The following is a 19536-nucleotide window of genomic DNA, read 5'->3' as shown; positions in this document are numbered from 1 at the left end:
TAATTTATAGTGAACAAATTTGCATATAATTACAGGTGTTGACACAAAACAAATGCTGAAATGTACAAAAACGGAGATGAAATGCAGTAAAACGACATTGAAATATGCAGAAACGACTTTAGTTGTACAAAAAACGACACTGGAGTGTACAAAAATGTACACTTTGACATAATTTGTATAAATGAATACTGCCAAACAACTGCTAAATCAAGGATATAAATGTTGGCACGGTTTTTGCTATATAATAATATGTCGATACAACTTCGCAGTATTTGGTAAACCATGGATGGAATTCCAAAACTAATTTAGCAAGGGGTAGGGAATCGTGCTTGGATTATGCTTTTATGATGACGGACAAATTAATAATGCAGAGTTTGAAAAAATCGTAGGCAAGTATCATAAAATCATTTTGCGCTATGTCAAAACGTATTATTTGCCTGGCGGCGACTACCGCGATATGTATCAGTGGGGACTAATCGGGCTTTATAAAGCTGTGCTTTACTATGATGAAAGACGCGGTAAATCGTTTCGTTTGATTGCCGAGTTAAACATTAAAAATACGATTAAGTCTGCTATCACTTCACATAATCGCAAAAAGCATTACATCTTAAACGAGGCACTGTCATTGAACGTTTTGGCAGATTCGCCTAACACGAACAGCCAGCTAGAGTCAGTTATTCAAATAAACAAATGCTATCAGGATGATCCTGCTGCGCTGGTTGTAGAGCAAGAGACGGTAGAAAATATTAATCAAGAACTAAAAACAGTATTATCAAAATTAGAAAAAAGGGTTATTGATTTATATATAGAAGGATATAAGCAGCGTGAAATATCACTTATATTGGGACTAAATGAAAAAGTTGTCGATAATGCCATTCAAAGAGTGCGGCAAAAACTGGGTGTACGGGTGGGTTTTCGCAAATACAAGCACAATAGTAAAAAAATCAGCCGTATGCATAGTAATGAGCTCAGTCTAAATGCGCAATAGTTTAATTTTTTTGTTAGGTAGGGTATCCCTGCGATTTTGAAAGACGCTAAAACATTATGTTTTTTAGAATTGGGTGTTTGTCGCCATTATTATGAATTATTCAGATTGACTGGTGGAAAATGTGCAATTATTTCCGGGTAATATTATAGGTAGGTATTATTTTGTTAACCTGCAGCAAGGAATGTGCTGCAGGTTTTCGTATTTTCCGAACGTTATTTATGTTATGTAAAAAAACATTCGATTTTTATTGACAGCCAGCATATGCTAGTGCTATGATAAACAAGGGAAAAAAGGGGGAAAACTAGATAAGCTGTTAGTAGCTGACTTCAGCAATACTGAAGCATGTTTTACACATATTACCTCAGGCATATAGACACTATCATAGTTCGATCTGGGCTGTAATAGTGTTGTGCCTAAGTAAAATATATAGCCTACAACTACTAGAAGCGGTTGAAACTAGACAGCATGCAGTTAGGTGCTGCTTCGGAGACTGTTTGTAGAAGGTTGATTATGGAAAGGATTGATGATATGTCATCTGTAGTTGTTATCGGTACCCAATGGGGAGACGAAGGTAAAGGCAAAGTTGTTGATTTCTTAGCAGAAAAGGCGGATGTAGTTGTCCGTTACCAAGGTGGTAATAATGCTGGTCACACGGTTGTCGTTGATGGTACTGAATTTAAATTACACTTACTACCATCCGGCATTTTGTATTCCGGTAAAACCTGTGTAGTTGGTAATGGCGTTGTTGTTGACCCTGCCGTTATGTTAAAAGAGCTTAAAGGTATGCAAGATAAAGGCATAGATACTTCAGGGCTGAAAGTTTCTAACCGTGCCCATGTAATCATGCCCTATCACCGTCTGCTTGACGAAGTAGAGGAAGATTCCCGCGGTGACCGCAAAATTGGTACTACTAAACGCGGTATCGGACCTTGCTATATGGATAAAAATGCCCGTTCCGGTATTCGGATGGTTGACTTGATGGATGAGGAAGAATTCTGCTCCAAGCTGGAATTCAACCTGGAAGCCAAAAATCATCTCTTAAAAGCCGTTTACGGTGTTGAAGGATTTGACTACGAACAAGTTAAAAATGAGTATCTTGAATATGCCCGTCAGCTTAAACCATATGTGACTGACACTGCTGCTGTGCTGCATGGCGCTATTAAAGAAGGTAAAAAAGTGCTGTTCGAAGGCGCGCAGGCAACCTTGCTCGACTTAGATCACGGCACATACCCCTATGTTACTTCTTCGCATCCGATTGCCGGAGGCGCATGCATTGGCGCTGGGGTAGGCCCAACTCAAATCAACAAGGTAGTCGGTGTAGTTAAGGCCTATACTACCCGGGTTGGCGAAGGTCCTTTCCCGACAGAACTCAATGACGAAGTGGGGCAAACAATTCGTGAGAAAGGCCATGAGTATGGTACAACTACCGGACGTCCTCGCCGCTGCGGCTGGCTGGATGCTTGTGTAGTGCGTTATGCAGGCTATGTTAGTGGTATTGATTATATGGCCATTACCCGACTGGACATTCTTGACAGCTTAAAAACTCTCAAGATATGCACCGGATATAAATATAAAGGCGAGCTGTTAAACGAGTTTCCGGCAAGTCTCAAAGTATTGGCTGATGTGGAGCCTGTTTATGAAGAACTACCAGGCTGGTGTGAACCTACAAGCCATGTAAGAAGCTATAATGATCTACCGGCTAATGCCCGCCGTTATGTTGAGCGGTTAAGCGAAGTTACCGGTATTGCCCTTGGGATTGTTTCGGTTGGCCCTGGTCGTGACCAAACCATTATTTTAGCTGATATGTTTTAACAGCAAAAATAGCTCACAGCGCAAAGCTGTGAGTTATTTTTATTTTTCTAACACCGACATTCGCTTTTGCCAAGGGATCGTCGCAACTGTTAGCATCTATGTTTGTTTTCTATGAAAAAACGCTAAGGTTCTCATCCTTTGACAAGATGAGAACCTTAGCCGTTTTTATACTAGTTAATCTTCTTTGGCCAAGCTATCGGCGATCAGATCCAGCTGATGGGCCATAGCGGCGGTTTGTTGAACCGAGGCGGCTACGCTGCTAATGGCAGTGGCTATTGCACCAATAACAGAATTAACTTGATTAATCTTGCTGGCAGTTGAACTGCTGTCCGACTGGATGGCTGTGATAATTTTTTCAATTTTACTGACGGACTCCGCGCTATTGGTAGCTAGTTTGCGAATTTCCTCGGCAACTACGCTAAAGCCGCGTCCTTGCTCGCCGACCCGGGCGGCTTCGATGGCGGCGTTTAGCCCTAATAAGTTAGTTTGACCAGCAAGGTTTTTAATGAGATTGAGTACTTGACCGGTTTCGTTGGCCCGCACCTGAGAAGCTTGCACAACGCTGACAAGTGACTGGCTGACCGCCGCAATCTCCTGCGTCTGGCCCGATATTTGTTCCGCGGTTTGGGCTAAGTGATTTATATTATTATTTAAATCGGCCGCCATTGTCTTCAAGCTTTCCTGACGGTCAACGGCCTCAAAGACACAGGCTGAACCAACGATTTCTCTTTGTTGGTTATATAGGGGAATGGCTACCGCAATATAGGGGATACCCCAGCGAGTTTTATCGGCTTTAATCAGTACCCGGCGTTTTTCATGAATGGCTCGATACAGTACCATACCTGGCTGCAGAGGTGTACGGAGTGGGACCTTTAAGTCCAGGGTTTTGCCGGGCTGATAGAAAATAATTTGCTTTGTGTCCGATATCCCAACCCCGACATCGCTAAACATAAGGTTATTCAGAAAGGGCATAACATAAGTGAAATGATCCAATATGGTTTGATCTTCTACTTGCATGATGAACTCCTTTCCTAAAGCCGACTCTCCAACTAGACAATATAGTTCTATTCTATAATTCCAGCTAAATTCCTTTATTTCCCATAAATAAAAGCGAAAAAATTTATTGACAAGCCTAGTACCATATTGTATAATTTTATCTTGTGAAGAAGGTCCACTAGCTCAGTCGGTAGAGCACCTGACTTTTAATCAGGGTGTCCCGCGTTCGAGTCGCGGGTGGATCACCACGGCCCGTTGGTCAAGCGGTTAAGACACCGCCCTTTCACGGCGGTATCAAGGGTTCGATTCCCTTACGGGTCACCATGGGCGATTAGCTCAGCTGGGAGAGCGCCTGCCTTACAAGCAGGATGTCGGCAGTTCGATCCTGTCATCGCCCACCATATAGTAAGGAAGAGTCTCTGATAAAACAGAGACTCTTTCAGGCTGTCGACAAAGTCGGCAGCCTTTTTATATTTGAGAACCTCTTCTAATCCGGTGTGAAATATAGTAAAATAGAGATAATAAGAGATTGGGAGAGATAATCGTGCTTAAGAAGAAAAACAGAGTGATAATCGACCAAGTCGAATTTGTTTGTCTAAGCGAGCTAGTTCCACAAGATCATTTACTGCGCTTAGTTGATGCAAGCATAAAATTCGATTTTATATATGATGAAGTTAAAGATTTATACAGTGATACTACTGGCAGACCCAGTATCGATCCGGTCGTTCTGATAAAATTGCTAGTACTGCAGATTTTGTACGGTATTACATCTATGCGTCAAACAATTAGCGATGCTCAAGTCAATCTTGCTTACCGCTGGTTCTTAGGCTACGGCTTTCAGGAGAAGATACCGCATTTTTCTACCTTCGGGAAGAATTATGAAAGACGGTTTAAAGAAAGTGACCTCTTTGAAAAAATCTTTGAAAGAGTGTTATTTGAGGCCATAGAATGTGGTTTTATCAAAGCAGATGCTGTATTTTTTGATGCTAGTCATGTTAAGGCCAACGCCAATAAAAACAAGTATGTTAAAAAGATGGCCCAGCATCGAGTACATAAATATAAGCGTGAATTGATGATTGAAATTAACGCTGACCGTGAATCACATGGCAAGAAACCTTTTACCGATGACAACGACAATGATTCTGACGGAACAATGATTGAAGAAAAGGAAGTCAAAGAAAGTACAACTGACCCAGAAAGTGGTATGTTCCATAAAGGTGAAAAAGAGCGTTGCTTTGCTTACACCGCCACAGTGGCCTGTGAGCGCAACAATTTTATTCTTGGTGTTAAAACAGCCCCAGGTAATGTTCATGATAGTCAGGTGTTTACCGATGTATTTCAAGATGTCATTGAAAAATTTAATGACATAAAAGCAGTAGTTGCCGATTCTGGTTACAAAACGCCGGGAGTATGTCGTGAAATTATGCAAGCAAATAAAATACCGGTTATGCCCTACAAACGCCCTATGACTAAAGAAGGATACTTTAAGAAATACGAGTATGTTTATGACGAATACTATGACTGCTATATCTGCCCCAATAACCAAGTGCTAAAATATTCCACTACAAATAGAGAAGGCTATCGGGAATACAAAAGCAATCCCAAGATATGTGTCCAATGCTCACTGCGTATGCAATGTACCCAAAGCCAAAACTTTACAAAAGTCGTAAACCGGCATATCTGGGAATCTTGCGTTGAATATGCAGAGGATGTCCGTCATACTCACCAAGGCCAAGACCTATATCGCCGCCGAAGCCAAACCATTGAACGTGTCTTCGCAGATGCGAAAGAAAGACATGGAATGCGCTATACTCGCTATCGTGGCTTGAGGAAAGTACAACACTACCTCACGCTTCTTTTTGCGTGTATGAATTTAAAGAAGTTAGCAATGTGGAAAAAAAAGCGCGGTATGTTACCGCCTTTTTCAAGAACTTTTCCGTCTATGTTATCAAAATTTATGAAACTCGTAACTATTAACAAAATCCCGCTTGTTGGCCTTCCGGCCTGAAGCGGGATTTGTCTACACTCTGGAAGAGTCTCTGATAAAACAGAGACTCTTTTTTTGTTTTTTTATTTTTCTCAGAAAACTTTAAGCTGTTCAGTTAGCTGAATAAACCTGTCGGTAGTAAGAGCATGCAAGTAAAATGCGCACACTGATCAATGTGGCGTTTGCTTACTGCTTTGCGCTAATTCCTGCCAGGCTCGCATACCGGAAACAGTGGACCAGGCATCAATTGGAATAAAGCAAGTTGCGGCGAGGGCGAATAATAGAGCAATACGGGCAGAGAGCACGGCTACAGCCGTAAAGCTTTGCTTGAGCTGGTCAGCCAGTTTTTTGGAAACACCGATATAGAACATGCCGATAATTTGGCCTGAGTCATTTTTTATTGGTGCATAGCAGGTTTGATATTTAACGCCGACAACTTCAGCTTCACCGACATAGATTCTGCCGCCATGCAGTACTGTTTCCGTAACATAATCTGCGGCCAGTGTACTAGTGGCACGGCTGCCGTCACGCATAACATTAGTGGCGACACGGGTATTGCCTAAGAATATTGTCACTGTATCATTCGTCAAACGGCCGATCTTATCAACGAATTCGGTATCGTCATTGATGCGGATACTGCCTTTATATAACTCACCGTCAATCACTGTCCAAGGGCCAGGGCGCATATAATCGGCAATTTCCAACGCGGTAGCCAGGTCAGATTTGGCTTTTTCGGCAATCGCTGCTTCAATCTGTATCTGCATATCCCGGATAGTAACAATACCGACAATTAAGCTGACTAAGAGCGCTGCACCAACAAGAGCGACCGTTAGCTTGGTTTTGAGACTAAGCTGCTGCATGGTAGCCTCCTTAGAAAACAGCCTTATTTAAGGCCGAGAGCGATTTTAAGATTTTTTACCCTGTTGCGGCTTACGGGTACTTCTTGCTTGTTAGCGTCGTTCATGCGCACTAAATAAGAGCCGTGGAACCAGGGCGCAATCTCCAGAATTTCGTCAAGGTTGACGATATATTGGCGATGAATGCGCAAGAAATTTGCCTCGGTCAGTAGGTTATCAAACTCCTGTAACGTCAGCATAGCTGAAAATTCGCCGGTACGGGTGCGGACATATACGTCTTTGTCCTTAACATAAATAAAAACAATGTCTTTTTTATTCACCGGAACAATTTTCCCGCCGGCCAAGACACAGACTTTGGCAATTTGCGCGCTTTTTTCAATGATAGTTTTTGAAGATAAACTCCGGACTTTAGTTAATGCGCTGGTTAACTTTTCCTCAGTAACCGGCTTGGTGATGTAACCAACGGCCGGTGTTGCAAAGGCATCAATGGCATGCTCTGGATATGCCGTGATAAATACGATGTAGGGCGGTCTATTCATGCTGCTTAACTTTTGTGCCATTTCTAGACCAGACATGCCGGGTATGTTGACATCCAAGAAGACTAAGTCTGGTTTCTTTTCTAAGATATAAATGATGGCATCTACGCAGGTAGTAAACTTAGCACATACCTCAATATCCGGATGTCGTCCGAGCAAGTATTCAATCTCATCGCAAATTGGTTGTTCGTCATCAATAATAACAGCTTTTGTCTTCATGATATGTCACCTTCTTTCTGCAATGGTGTGGATTGGAAGGGTAGGCGCAGCTGGACTGCGGTACCAAAGGACTGATCGGACTTTATTGTAAGGCCAAACTCTGACCCGTACAGACTTGTTAATCGCTTGTGAACATTGGATATTCCAACTCCTTCAGAATGACCGGCTTGAATCTGCTCAAGACGTGCCGGTGGGATGCCTACTCCGTTATCTGTTACTGTAATAATAAGAACACCATTTTCAATATAGGCATCAATGGCCAGGAGGCAACTGCCCAACTTTGGAAACAGACCGTGATTTAGCGCGTTTTCTACCAATGGCTGTAGCGATAGCGCCGGAACCGAGGCAATATTTGCCGATTCGTCAACATTAACTGCGATATCCAGTCTTTCGCCAAAACGCGACTTAGCAATCTCCAGGTAGGCCATGATTGCAGTTAACTCATCCTGAAGTGTCAGAAGCTCTTCTTGATTGGAATAACCGCGATGCATCAGAGTAGCCAAACTTCCCAGCAAGCTGCGGGCTTTATCGGGGTCTGTGCGACAGAAGGACATGATAATATTAATTGTATTAAAGAGAAAATGGGGGTTAATCTGAGCCCGTAATGCTTTTAGCTCAGCTTTTTCCCGCATTTTTCGCTGCTCATCAATTTCAGCTAACTGAATTTGCACTGACAGCAAGTTCGCAATACCATCAGCAATCCTGATATCCAGTTCTGATACCGCATGATCTGTAACCCGGGCAAGCTCGATGGTGCCGACAACCTTGTTGCTGGTAAACAGGGGGACGACAACTCCCGCTTTTAGTTGACAATTTGGAAAAGGGCAGCCGCGCTCGGCCGAAGTCGTAATAATTTTCATGGTTTTGTTGGTTATGGCTTCTTTTACTCTCCCGCTTTATGATGATCGCCGCCCTGACCAACAAAGGCCAGACGCTTATATCTGCCAGTAATAGAAACGGTGTCTACTTTAGTAAGTTCATAAATAATGCGAGCCGCCACAGTGGCTGAGTGTCGGTTGAATCCCAATCTGAGATAGGGGAGAGTCCTGCTGGCGATTTCTAAGGACAATTGAGCAGCGCGGGCACCATAAATGTCTTGTTCTGCTTCAATCCAATTGATGATAAACAGGAATAACCAAACACCGAGGACGTTAACTATCAGGGTTAAGACTGCGACTTTAAGATTAAAAATAATTAAATGCGCCGGGCCGGACATCAGTGTAATGAAGCATAATTGGCACAACTCGGCCAGCAAAGTAACGCCGGCTCCGGTGAGCGGCGTTAGTTGAAAAAAGTTAAAACGGAATCTGAGCATTCCGGCTAAAGTACCTGCTATTACTGTATAAATAATCGGAGCAGTTTCTGCGTTTTCCACAAGCTCCATATAACTTCCGCAAATAAGTCCAACGCTAAACCCCGATATTGGGCCTCCGGCGATACCTGCTAATAAAACGCCAAGCATGCGGGGCAGAATTAACGGTTCGCCCCAAGGCAGAGCGCTGTAGCTCCCGGTTATTGCCAAAAAGGAAAATACCACAACAAGCGGAAACTGGCTTGCTAGCTGAAAGGGGTCGCTTACGCACCGCATAATAAAACGGCTGCGGCCGATAAGATACGCAGTCATCGCAATGAATGACAACGTACTTAAAATTTCCAGTAAGATTAAAACCGTCATAATTGCCTCCGCAAAAGAGTCTATAAAAATATTCGAACGCGGCGGTTGGATTTCCTTTTTTGACTCTGTGAAAATATAGAATATTTTCAAAAATAGATTTGAGATTTCAAACCTATCATGCGAGTTAGCGACCTTGCCATTTTTAATTAACGCAGGTAATGCTTGACGAATAGTAAACCATAATATATAATTACATCTAGCAAACGGCCCTGTGGTGTAGCGGTCTAACATGCCGCCCTGTCACGGCGGAGATCGACGGTTCAAATCCGTTCAGGGTCGCCATTTTCGCTGTTAGATTTTCGACATGCGACATTCGAATCCTAAATCGAAAATCGAGCGTCTAAAATCGACAATCGAATACGCCTCGGTAGCTCAGTCGGTAGAGCAGAGGACTGAAAATCCTCGTGTCGACAGTTCGATTCTGTCCTGAGGCACCATAACCAAGAACCTTGCAATTGAAGGGTTCTTTTTTTTATGCATTAAAAGAACGACAGCCACAAATCATATAAATATGAATTTAAGGAGGGTGAACTATGTTTGACGACCGTAATCATGCCGGACAAGTGTTGGCGAAAAAAGTAGCCGAGCTCAACCTGAAAAATCCTTATATCCTGGCAGTTCCTCGCGGCGGCTTGGCAGTTGCATCCCCGGTTGCAGAAAAGCTCCAATGCAAAATGGCTGTTCTTATTGCCAAAAAGGTCGGACATCCGCTCAACCCTGAAGTGGCGATTGGCGCCATTATGCCTGACGGTAGCCTGATTCATGACAATCAGTACGTCAGTGGGATTGGCGTAAAACAGGAGAACTTTGATAGACTTGTTGCCGAAGCGCGTAAAGCTTTTGACGAGCGGGTTAAAGTTTATGAAGCTATGATTATAAAAAACCACGAAGTCAAAGATCGCGATATTATTATTGTTGATGACGGTATTGCGACAGGCTATACCATAATGGCTGCCGTCAAATGGGTTAAAAAATGGAACCCCGCCAGCGTGACCATAGCCGTACCTGTTGCTCCCAATGACGTTACCTATAGATTGCGTGATCAACAAGTTAACATTGTTTGTCTACTCGAACCTGACGTGTTTACGGCAGTAGGCAGCTATTACAAAGACTTTCGGGATATGACCGATAAAGAAGCACTGGAATATCATCGCTTGGCCCCTGACAGTATCATCAGACTGTAGTAGATACAATAAACCGCTAAAACCAGTTGCAATGGCTTTAGCGGTTTTAGTTTTTGCAGGTGTCTTAAAACTTTTAATTATTTAAGAAAAACTAATCCTATCGCCATTGCCAAGATAAATATCATTTTCCTGCCGTTACGTATCCGGTACAGTGGTTGGTGTCGAGCTTCTCAATATATATTCTTTTAGGGTGATTAATAGGTCATCAAATTTAGGATCCCAGTTTTCAAAGGGTGAGATAGGTGATATTTATATTTTATTTATCAAAATAATATTTTGTCTGTATGATGTACTTCGCCCTATGTAAAAGTTTTCCTCCTGACTAGCTGTCGTCTTTTGGATATTGAAGGTGGCGAATTAAATTGCTAGTTTTATTGTACAAAGAGCTATTCCAGTAGCCCTTTAACTAAGCTGAAATATATTTTAGATTTTTGCTTGGTATGGATTTTTCACAATTTTACATATCGAAGTGGTGAATATCTCTATTAGGATTTGGAGAAAAGTAAGTATTATGGAAAAGTATTAAATTCTCAGAGGGGAAACATGACAGGTATGCCTTCCCACGAACAACTCGTCCAGATGACAAAGGATTTGCATCAAGCACGGTATGCAAATTGGGTAGCAAATGAGCTGTTTACCTGGCAGTGGTGGATTATACTGGTAACACTTATTGCTCCGTGGATTGTTTTTTATTATCTTGCGGACAGGAGCTACCACGTTTAACGCTCTTTGGCGCATTCCTAATTATAGTGGTTTTTCACTTGAACAAGTTGGCTTTGAGCATGGCATTTGGAGTTATCCTTACAAACTTTTACCGGAGGGTGCGATTGTTGCCTATATTGATGTAAGTCCATTGTCAGTAATCTATATGTTGGAATATCAATATTTCCCAAGGTGGAAAAAGTTCATTAAAGCTGTTATTGTAACGGCGCTTGTATTTGCATTTATTTTTGAGCCAATCCTTGAATTAATAGGACTGTATTTGCCTCTTTCCTGGTATCATTATTATGGAGTGCCCATTTATATTCTTCTGCCGATTTTAATGAGGCTGGCTGTAGAAAAAGTGTTTGCGTCCGTAAATAAGACTTACTGATTTTTACCTTAATGTTTGGAGCTACTAGCTTAGTTTAATTCGCAAATTACTAATTCCTAGCCAGACATATATGTCACGAAATGACTATAGGGCGGGGGTTAAACAAAGTCATAATAAGGCAAAGCACATTCGAGTGGTTTTAATGTAATTTTTGTCATAATTTTGTCAGTTTTTCTTCTATGGGACGCGGGAAGCGATTACCCTCTAAGCATTGACATTGCTGCGTTCTTCATGTACAATAATAATCGTTCCTATTTATATATGATGCGGGCGTAGCTCAGTGGTAGAGTACCGGCTTCCCAAGCCGTGGGTCGCGAGTTCGAATCTCGTTGCCCGCTCCAGTAAAATAAACAATGATGCGGCTTCTCAGCCTTAGAATTATCTCTCAAAACCCAAAGGAACATCACTTTGGGACGTCAGAAATCCGAAGAGGATGATAGAGAAAGAGAGAGAAAAACGAAGATTGAGGAAGATGAAAAACGTGTCAGTGTTTCTTAACCAACGTACCCAATAAGGGGAGGTTGGTTTTTTTATGTCTAAAAAAGATGAAGACGGGATACTGATGAAGGTGAAAAAGACGGTTGATTTCGAACTATTGGCGGAAGAGTATATTTTGATGAGGGAAGCGGAGGTATCAAAGTACACGGTTAATTCCATCCGTCGGACGTTAAAGCACTTTCTTACTTGTTTTGATGACGCATTAACAGAGAAAAGCTTAAAACTGAAAGCGCTGCAGTTTCTGAGCGGCAAAAACAACGAACATTATAATAAGCAGCTTCAGGCACTTCGCGGTTTTCTTCAATACTGCGCAAGCGAGGGATACTTGGAAGCTAATCCTTGTGCGGCAATCAAGTATAAGCCGCATACGAATCGTATTGTTCAGCACAGCGAAGAAGTCATTCGCAAACTTTTGGATGCGCCAGATAGAAACACTTGGGCTGGACTGCGTGATTATACGGCTATGATTCTAACTTTGGATACGGGTATTCGTCCCAATGAGTTGATTCAGTTATGCATTTCCGATTTTGATTTCGCAAATGGCTACTTGTATTTGCGGGAAAGAGTTACCAAAACAAAACAGAAAAGAACGTTGCCAATATCAGATGTGTGTGTTTCCGCAATCAAAAAACTTATTCATTATCGACATGCAAACTGGGAGAGTCAACTTGTTTTTTGCAGTTGGCGTGGCGAGGAAATTACAACAGGAGATTTAAGGGACAGATTCAGGGCGTATTCAAAAGCAATTGGCACTCAAATTACACCGTACCATTTACGGCATACTTTTGCCCTTTATTTCTTACGGAATTCATCCAAGACAGGAGTATTTGCCCTGCAAAAAATTATGGGACACAGCAAATTGGAGCAAACAAAAAACTATGTAGCTTTGCTGGATGCGGATATTCAGCAGGCGCACCAAACCGCATCCCCGATTGCCAATTTGCTTGGACGAGGCACAGGCAAGAAAAAAGCAGTACTAATGAAAATATGAGATAATAAGAGGGGGTCAAACTACTTTACGTTTAGATAATACCTTTTATAATTCTATTTTTTTAAAGCGATGAGCAGGCTACTTTGCCTGCTCATTATCTTTACTTATTTTTGGGAACTTTGTTGCTACCTTTAAAATATCCTTAATTACAATGCCTTCCCAAAATATAAGAATAGCCTGCGTTATATGGTCAAAGCGTAGTTTTCCAATATCTCCTAATGTTATTTGAGAAATATCAGGAGATTTACCTGAAATTGCTTCAAATATAAGATTTATTATTTTTGTCTCTTCACCTATTACTGGATAGTAGGCATTGTATATGCTAAGAATCTCAAATGTATAACCTATTATAACCGCTGAAAAAATTACTCCAGTTAAACTTCTTAATGGGAGACTTTGAACAATTTCAAAAATTGATAATACCAAATAATATAATGGAAATAAACAAAATGCGATAGCAGCACATAACGTAATTACATTTGGTATACGGGATACTAAAAATCCCATCTCAATCCACGTTGGTAAAAATACTATTATATTTAAAGATGTAACGATTATTGTAAACCATATATTATTGGATTCTTTAACTAGATTTTTACAATACAAGGACCAGGATATAAAGTACCAAAAAATCCATAATAGAAGACCATATTTAAGCATATCGCTTCTGTTGATGAAACCTATTATTTTCTGTTCTGCTACAAAGCTTGCAATCATTAAAACCAAAAAGACTATAAAATTAATTGTCACAAATATATGTTTCAGTATCAGTCTATCTGTTCTATAAGTACCAAGTTTCCATCGTTCCCTTAAAGTCAATGGGTTTTGATTCCGTTTATTTTTAAGGTTAGAATAATATCTTTTGCCTTTCTTTTTTATGATTTTTGTCATTCTCCACATTAGGACACTTAAAATAAAGAAAAGAAGTACCGCGTATATATAATTCATAGCATAACTCGCTTTCTAAAATAAATTACTCTAGTTATATACTTCAATTGTTTAAATATTCCCTTCACCTGATTAATAGTGTTTGTTCTGTAGTAACAAATGAACTTTTATCACCAGGGTAAACTAAAAAAAGGGTACGCATTTTGCGTATCCCTTAGCATTAGATAATACCTTTCTCCTTGAAACTTACATAGGTGTTATCCGAATAAATAATATGGTCTAATACACTGATATCCAGTAGTTTCCCAGCCTCGATGAGCCGTTTTGTCAAGGAAATATCTTCTTGGCTTGGCGACGGGTCGCCGCTGGGGTGGTTATGAGCTAAAATAACCGAGGTAGTTGTTCCTCCCTGCAGCAAAGCTATCCGAAATAATTCCGCAGGACGGACAATTGAACTATTTACGTTGCCGCTGCTGACAATACTAACCGCTAACACATGGTTTTTGGTATTTAGCAATATGGCAACAAACTGCTCTACTATAAGTCCTTCGAATATTTTTTCAAGCAGGGGAATCGTATTGGAAGGCTGACGGATAATTTTTGGTTCTGCAGTAATAATACTGCCTTCCCTGACAAGCCTAACCGCTACTTGGGGAATATAGTGCCGTTTTGTGCATTCACCATTCATTTGTTATTCCTCCCTAATGTTTAAATAAAAACACTAGGAGGATGCTGATGCCCTACCCAGTGTTAACTGGGCAGAAGCCCTGATTTTTTGTTAGTCCATTTGTCGTAATGGAGTAAACGCTGTTCAGAAAATGAATGACGCTCGCCGTGACCAGTCGGCACGCTGTGCAATATAGGATGCCCAGAACCTTTATCAGTTTCTAAGATTATATCCATTGTGTTATACGAAAACAAATAATATAGAAGTTTTTTTGTGATAACCCTCGAAAAACAGCCATTTTTCAAGAAAAAAAGTACAATTTTGGTACAATTATAACGTAGGCAATTACCAAAACTGACTGCAGCAGTAACGCTAATTGTTAATCACAATAAAACCTCAAATACCAAGGAGTTGATTGATATGAAATTGTTAGACCGCAAAACCGTTTTTGACCACTATAATATTACCCTCAATCCTGAACTGGCTCCCAAGGATTATCCCGAAGAACTGACTAAGAGCGTTTCGGGGCCAAGTTACGAAGACATTTGGTGCAGTAATGATGAAGATAATATCGCAAACTCGATAATTGCATCACTGAAGCAGCGTTATCCTAACGAAAGCAATGTAGCTTATTGCTCTTTTGTTTCCGTAATTACGGAATATTTTTTGAAGCGGGGAATTTCTTATGGTACTGATATGTATGAAGCATTTTATGCCAAAGAACATGCAGCGCAGAAATTGCTTCTAGATTCTTTTGCCGAGCAGCCAGTAGCTGAGTTGGAAGAAGGAATGCTTCTGGTTTCTAAAAAGGTGGTGAATAGACTTTATCAGGAAACGTTAAATGCCGAAGAAACCATGAAGCGAATTAAGCTCTTAGAAAACTTCTATTTTGAACAATAAGTCGGATTGAAAAAGAACCCGCCAGAAATGGCGGGTTCAACTTTTTGCAAACACTTTGTATCGGTGTAAGCGAGTATAAATGCGCAGTTGAGAAGCTTTAAGAGGCAGTTGATGACGGTGTGCCTGTTTAACTAAATAGGCGGCAAGGGAACGTTTTTGCTCAATGATGCCTGCATAGGCTGGTATACCGTTCAATTTATTGAATTCATAGCAAATCTGTTTGATGCTTTTAGACCGTGTAACATTGCTCAAAGCAGCTTTCGCGCCTCGGAACATGCCAGGCGACATTCGTGCCGATACAGATATCTTATTGCCGATAGCCCGTTGGACATAGATGGATAAGGTAGTGCTCTCGCTGATGGAGAGCTGTAAAGCATGGCGGCGAATATCAAAAAATGTATCGTCATAGCAAAGGTCATCTGCCACGATACCCTGTGAATGCAAAATAAAGCCGATATGTTGCCACCGTAAGTAATAGAAATTGGCAAAGCCCTGCTCTTTACGGCGGCAGCGTTGGAATTTAGAACGGCGGACCTGATATTTTTGCATGAGTTTTGCATCAGTCTTTTCCCATTTTTCCTGCTTGTCCATGCTTAATTGAATGGGGCAGTAAAAATAGTAGCCGCGCGATAGCAAGTAAACGAGCATTTGCAACAATCCCTGCCAACTAAGACAAATAGTGTTCATGTTTTCACCTCCCGATGACGAAGAACACGGCATCCCTGCCAAATTATTCGCCATCCCTATAAACCCAAGGTTGGTTTACACGGATGGGGAATAATCCCCAGTACGAAAAATTGCATGCGGCAAGGACTTTCGGCAGGTCTTCTCGTCAAGTGCCACCTTGACAACCAACGCACTATTACTGACCAGCAACAGCGTCGCGCTTGTTAAAGCATCCTACTCATCCAATCTCTCAACCTTCGCACGGCGGTTGCCACACCGCCGCCGTTCAGGTCTTGCCTTGTTAGTCAAAATCATCAAGACTGCAGTCAAGTTGCTATTCGTTAGCTTGTGTGCCTTGCGGTACGGGGTAGAATATGTAAAACCCCCGCTACTTTCAGCAAATGCTGATTTCTCTACACTAACGACATCAACGCAGTTGGTCACTTCTCTGCAGTCTCTTACACGGTTGCCCCAACCTTTTCCAAGCTATGCTTCGGTGTAGGGGCTTTAGACTGTACCTTGCTACAGTTCCTTTACGGGTTGAGCTATTTACCAGTTGTCTTTCGACACTTGACTCCCCCGCCGTGCCTAGCGTTACGCCGTTTCCGAACGTCCCGCAGGATGGATTTGCACCATTTTGATTTCAACAGACACACGCCCGCAGGTGGGAATGCATCGTTTCCAAGTCGCCCATATTTGCTTGGTTGCAGTGGGTAGAAGCGGTATTGCCCGCAGCCCCCATCATAGCGACGCAAGCACCTCTCGATGCACGTCGCTTTGCCGATGCTGTCTGCATATCCGCTTGGCAGGCGGACAGTAGCGACAGCATAGCCAACTCTGCAGATTGGCAATCTGCATGTTGACCCGCAACTTTGTCGTACAAGTTATCTATCATAGACGACATTGACCATGTCGGAATTAGCTTCCGAGGGGTTCGTTATTCCATATTCCATATAGGAGTTGCGGAATGGTTAAAAACTCAAAATTACCAGACCGAATCTTAATGGTACTGTCTATCGTGCCAGTAAACCGCCTCTAATGCGAGGAGCATCTGTTCTGACGTGCCCAGTGACGCTCAAAAAATGAGAATTTGAAAACATTTAAATCGTAACAAAAAATATTATGTAGTTCCAAAGAATAAACGGGTTTATTTTTTGGTAATGGAAAAAAGTTTTGATATTATTTCTATATCTGAATGGAGGTGACAAAATATGAATAAAAATAAATTAGTTAATCGATTTGCACACATTATCCGTGAAGCAGACAACTTATCCATGTTGCAAGACGAACATGCACTATTCTATTACATTCAACGAGTGGCTCTGGACAAAATGCTGCTGACGGTGGAGATTGAAGCTCCTGAAGAAGTTCTGAATGATACGATTGATACTGCTTTATCGCCGCAGCAAATTGCTGAGAAGGTTTTTCAGACGCAAGGTTTCTATGACCATCTTTCCCGAAAGGAAGCATTGCAACGGCGCCCTGCTGTTGCTAGCATCTGCATGGACTGCGGCAAACTAATTGAGGTTGGCGAGGAACGCTTCCCTGATTACGATACTAAGCAGGTCCGCTGCAGAGAGTGTTTTTTAAAAGAGATGGATAACTGGATGCACGGGAAGCCCAATTCCGATAGTGGCGATAACTAATAGCGGTAAGATGTGATGACACAAGACGCATAAGGGGGGAATTTGCTAAGCGATATCCATATGCGTCTTGTGCACTTAAATGTACATAACGTTCAGCAAATGATGAAAAAGCGTTCTTTTAAATCAATAAGACCTTTAAGACGGGTGGCTGTGCTTACTTCTATTTACTGTTATCTCTGATTTTCTGAAAATCAAAGTAGTTGGCAAAGGGAGAAGTAATGTGCAAATCCTGTCTTGGCGTCTTTGGTTTTGGGGAAGAGCACAGTATCTTGTTAAATTGAGGTGAAAATTTATAATATGATTACAGTTCAGTGTTTCCACAATTAGCAAAAGTCGTTAAGACGTGAGGGACTGGCTATTTTTGCTGTTGCTTTGTAACCGTGAGCAAGTTATGCAAATAAGAAGTAGTGCCAGGCTGAGTCTTAACGTCTTTGCCATTTTCCGAACGTATTTCTTCATTAAATAGTGGTACGTGCTTAGCATGTAGTTCCAGCTTGAAATGCAAAAAGGCAGGACATAATGCCCTACCTTTTTGCAGAAGTTTATATGAAGTTAAGAAGCGTTGCCAATAAAGACTATTCCCTTCCAGTGACGCCTGCTATGGTTACGGTCTTCTTTAACTTGCGGATAAAGTTGCATTAACCGTTGAGTAAACTGCTTGATATTGCAAGGCTTGTAGTTGCACGATTTAGCCCATGCCATGTATGCGTTAAACAAGTCTTTTTTAGGGTAAAGCTGAGTCGGCTCCACTTGGCAATTTTCGTCTAAAAACTCAGCTACAGAGTCATTGGCTGTGCGGTAAATATTCAACTCTTGTATGACAGAAAGGGGAATGCTGAATTTTTTATTACTCATTAAACGGCGGAGTGCAGGGATAGCAAGGTTCAAAAGCCCTGACAGTTCTTGTGGTGTTGTTAGCTTGTCCATAAGGTCGGGGTCGGCTGTCCCAGGTAAGAATTGATTTGGGAAACGCAGGATTATCCAGCGGCGGAAAAAGCCATCACTGACATCATCGCAGTTGGGAAGGTGATTGGCGGAGAAAAACAACTTAGCAAAATTACAGGTAGTATAGGGCATGCTGTACTTCTTCTCGACAGAAATCTCATCCCCAGTGGTAAGTTTTTTGAAGGTTTCGCAGGAAGGGAGTTTCTGTCCTGAGATATCTGCGCAGATGTTTACCAATTTCCCCGTTAAACTAGCTAGACGGAAGCGATTTTGCTCAATGTCGTGAAGTGATTCGGCAGAAATATTATTTGCGCCAACGAAATGTTTTAAGAGTTTGAGGAATGCGGACTTTCCATTCCCGCCGTTGCCAACTAGGAGAGTGGCGATATCTAGTTTGGTAGTAGGCAACAAGCAATAGGCAAATAGCTCAATGACCAAGTCATGACATTCTATAGGAAGCACTTGCGCAAAAAAACGTTGAATGTTTGGGCAAGTTGCGTTAGGGTCGTAGGTAAGTGGAACTCGAATGCTCGATAGGTGGTGAGGAGAATGCTCATATAGTGTGTTAGCATTCCAGTCGAGCAAGCCGTTTTCAAGATTAATAAGCTGAGTTGATTTATCTAAAGTAGTAGGTTGACTGCTGTAGCAATCGTTGAGGTAACGATGTACTTCGTTGCTGTGGGATGAACGAAACTTATCTCCCAATAGTCGGACAACCATATTACTAATGTGTTTGGAAGCGCCTGCTTTATAGACGCCGTTATTATAATAATGCAGTTCGCCATTTGCAAATAAGAGATGGTATTGTTGAACGATGTATTCAGATAAAGTAGGGGCGTTAATGACATCGCGCCCATTTTGGTCTTTTTTCAGCCAGGAGTCTTTGATGATAACGGGTGTATTTGATTTGTTTGTAGTTTGGTTATTGTTCATAAAAATTACCTCGCTTTATTCCTGCCTAGGCAGGTTATTTTTTTACACTATATAG

16 protein-coding genes, 6 tRNA genes and 1 pseudogene are annotated in these 19536 nt (G+C 41.7%); 14 read left to right on the top strand and 9 right to left on the bottom strand.

Annotated features, from left to right (window positions below; translation table 11 throughout):
* Positions 1–325 precede the first annotated feature (325 nt).
* Positions 326–988 (top strand): sigma-70 family RNA polymerase sigma factor, encoded by a 663-nt coding sequence (locus tag SRRS_RS26995; RefSeq protein WP_371364943.1) that lies wholly within the window; start codon positions 326–328, stop codon positions 986–988.
* 528 nt (positions 989–1516) lie between these two features.
* A complete protein-coding gene (locus SRRS_RS26990) occupies positions 1517–2800 on the top strand; it encodes an adenylosuccinate synthase (protein ID WP_371369936.1) in 1284 nt (427 codons plus the stop codon).
* Positions 2801–2974: 174 nt separating this feature from the next.
* Here SRRS_RS26990 and SRRS_RS26985 read toward each other — a convergent pair whose 3' ends face one another.
* Entirely contained in the window at positions 2975–3817 is an 843-nt protein-coding gene (locus SRRS_RS26985) for a methyl-accepting chemotaxis protein (protein ID WP_371364941.1), read from the bottom strand.
* A 151-nt stretch (positions 3818–3968) separates the two neighbouring features.
* Between SRRS_RS26985 and SRRS_RS26980 the strand changes: the two genes are divergently transcribed.
* From SRRS_RS26980 to SRRS_RS26965, 4 genes and pseudogenes are all read left to right on the top strand, one after another.
* A tRNA-Lys gene (locus SRRS_RS26980) sits at positions 3969–4044 on the top strand.
* A 1-nt stretch (position 4045) separates the two neighbouring features.
* Positions 4046–4120 (top strand) — tRNA-Glu (locus tag SRRS_RS26975).
* 1 nt (position 4121) lies between these two features.
* Positions 4122–4197, top strand: a tRNA-Val gene (locus tag SRRS_RS26970).
* Positions 4198–4340: 143 nt separating this feature from the next.
* Positions 4341–5699, top strand: a pseudogene (locus SRRS_RS26965) (IS1182 family transposase); the annotation flags it as partial.
* A 254-nt stretch (positions 5700–5953) separates the two neighbouring features.
* Here the strand turns inward: SRRS_RS26965 and SRRS_RS26960 are convergent.
* Genes SRRS_RS26960 through SRRS_RS26945 form a run of 4 tightly spaced genes read right to left on the bottom strand, consistent with a single transcriptional unit; the run spans position 5954 to position 9070 of the window.
* Entirely contained in the window at positions 5954–6643 is a 690-nt protein-coding gene (locus tag SRRS_RS26960; protein ID WP_371364939.1) for a cache domain-containing protein, read from the bottom strand.
* Between the two features lie 23 nt (positions 6644–6666).
* The gene (locus SRRS_RS26955; protein ID WP_371364937.1) at positions 6667–7395 is read right to left on the bottom strand and encodes a LytR/AlgR family response regulator transcription factor; all 729 of its coding nucleotides are present in this window, start codon (positions 7393–7395) and stop codon (positions 6667–6669) included.
* Positions 7392–8255 (bottom strand): histidine kinase, encoded by an 864-nt coding sequence (locus SRRS_RS26950; protein ID WP_371364934.1) that lies wholly within the window; start codon positions 8253–8255, stop codon positions 7392–7394. The genes SRRS_RS26955 and SRRS_RS26950 overlap by 4 nt, the downstream gene beginning before the upstream one ends.
* Positions 8256–8278: 23 nt before the next feature.
* Positions 8279–9070 carry a LytS/YhcK type 5TM receptor domain-containing protein gene (locus SRRS_RS26945; RefSeq protein ID WP_371364931.1) on the bottom strand — a complete coding sequence of 264 codons (792 nt, stop codon included), beginning with the start codon at positions 9068–9070 and terminating at the stop codon, positions 8279–8281.
* A gap of 205 nt (positions 9071–9275) precedes the next feature.
* Here SRRS_RS26945 and SRRS_RS26940 point away from each other — a divergent pair.
* From SRRS_RS26940 to SRRS_RS26915, 6 genes are all read left to right on the top strand, one after another.
* A tRNA-Asp gene (locus SRRS_RS26940) sits at positions 9276–9352 on the top strand.
* 79 nt (positions 9353–9431) lie between these two features.
* A tRNA-Phe gene (locus SRRS_RS26935) sits at positions 9432–9507 on the top strand.
* Positions 9508–9603: 96 nt separating this feature from the next.
* On the top strand, positions 9604–10254 hold the full coding sequence (locus tag SRRS_RS26930; protein ID WP_371364929.1) for a phosphoribosyltransferase: 651 nt from the start codon (positions 9604–9606) through the stop codon (positions 10252–10254).
* 697 nt (positions 10255–10951) lie between these two features.
* Entirely contained in the window at positions 10952–11347 is a 396-nt protein-coding gene (locus tag SRRS_RS26925; protein WP_371364927.1) for a CBO0543 family protein, read from the top strand.
* Positions 11348–11613: 266 nt separating this feature from the next.
* Positions 11614–11688, top strand: a tRNA-Gly gene (locus SRRS_RS26920).
* Between the two features lie 191 nt (positions 11689–11879).
* The gene (locus tag SRRS_RS26915) at positions 11880–12836 is read left to right on the top strand and encodes a tyrosine-type recombinase/integrase (RefSeq protein WP_371364925.1); all 957 of its coding nucleotides are present in this window, start codon (positions 11880–11882) and stop codon (positions 12834–12836) included.
* A 78-nt stretch (positions 12837–12914) separates the two neighbouring features.
* Here SRRS_RS26915 and SRRS_RS26910 read toward each other — a convergent pair whose 3' ends face one another.
* Positions 12915–13727, bottom strand: a complete 813-nt coding sequence (locus SRRS_RS26910) for a hypothetical protein (RefSeq protein ID WP_371364923.1) — start codon at positions 13725–13727, stop codon at positions 12915–12917.
* 217 nt (positions 13728–13944) lie between these two features.
* Positions 13945–14412 (bottom strand): RadC family protein, encoded by a 468-nt coding sequence (locus SRRS_RS26905; RefSeq protein ID WP_371364920.1) that lies wholly within the window; start codon positions 14410–14412, stop codon positions 13945–13947.
* A gap of 399 nt (positions 14413–14811) precedes the next feature.
* Between SRRS_RS26905 and SRRS_RS26900 the strand changes: the two genes are divergently transcribed.
* Positions 14812–15291 carry a hypothetical protein gene (locus SRRS_RS26900; protein ID WP_371364918.1) on the top strand — a complete coding sequence of 160 codons (480 nt, stop codon included), beginning with the start codon at positions 14812–14814 and terminating at the stop codon, positions 15289–15291.
* Positions 15292–15327: 36 nt separating this feature from the next.
* Here SRRS_RS26900 and SRRS_RS26895 read toward each other — a convergent pair whose 3' ends face one another.
* On the bottom strand, positions 15328–15978 hold the full coding sequence (locus tag SRRS_RS26895; protein WP_371364916.1) for a hypothetical protein: 651 nt from the start codon (positions 15976–15978) through the stop codon (positions 15328–15330).
* 1190 nt (positions 15979–17168) lie between these two features.
* Here SRRS_RS26895 and SRRS_RS26890 point away from each other — a divergent pair.
* Complete coding sequence (locus tag SRRS_RS26890) at positions 17169–17603, top strand: hypothetical protein (protein ID WP_371364914.1); 435 nt, start codon at positions 17169–17171, stop codon at positions 17601–17603.
* A 552-nt stretch (positions 17604–18155) separates the two neighbouring features.
* On the opposite strand, the gene SRRS_RS26885 is transcribed toward SRRS_RS26890, so the two are convergent.
* Positions 18156–19481: a phage/plasmid primase, P4 family gene (locus SRRS_RS26885; RefSeq protein ID WP_371364912.1), complete on the bottom strand. Its 1326-nt coding sequence runs from the start codon at positions 19479–19481 to the stop codon at positions 18156–18158.
* Positions 19482–19536: the final 55 nt, after the last annotated feature.

Source organism: Sporomusa rhizae (assembly GCF_041428845.1).
GTDB lineage: Bacteria > Bacillota > Negativicutes > Sporomusales > Sporomusaceae > Sporomusa > Sporomusa rhizae.
Note: the sequence above shows the minus strand (reverse complement) of the source record. Positions and strands in the feature narration are given on the sequence as shown.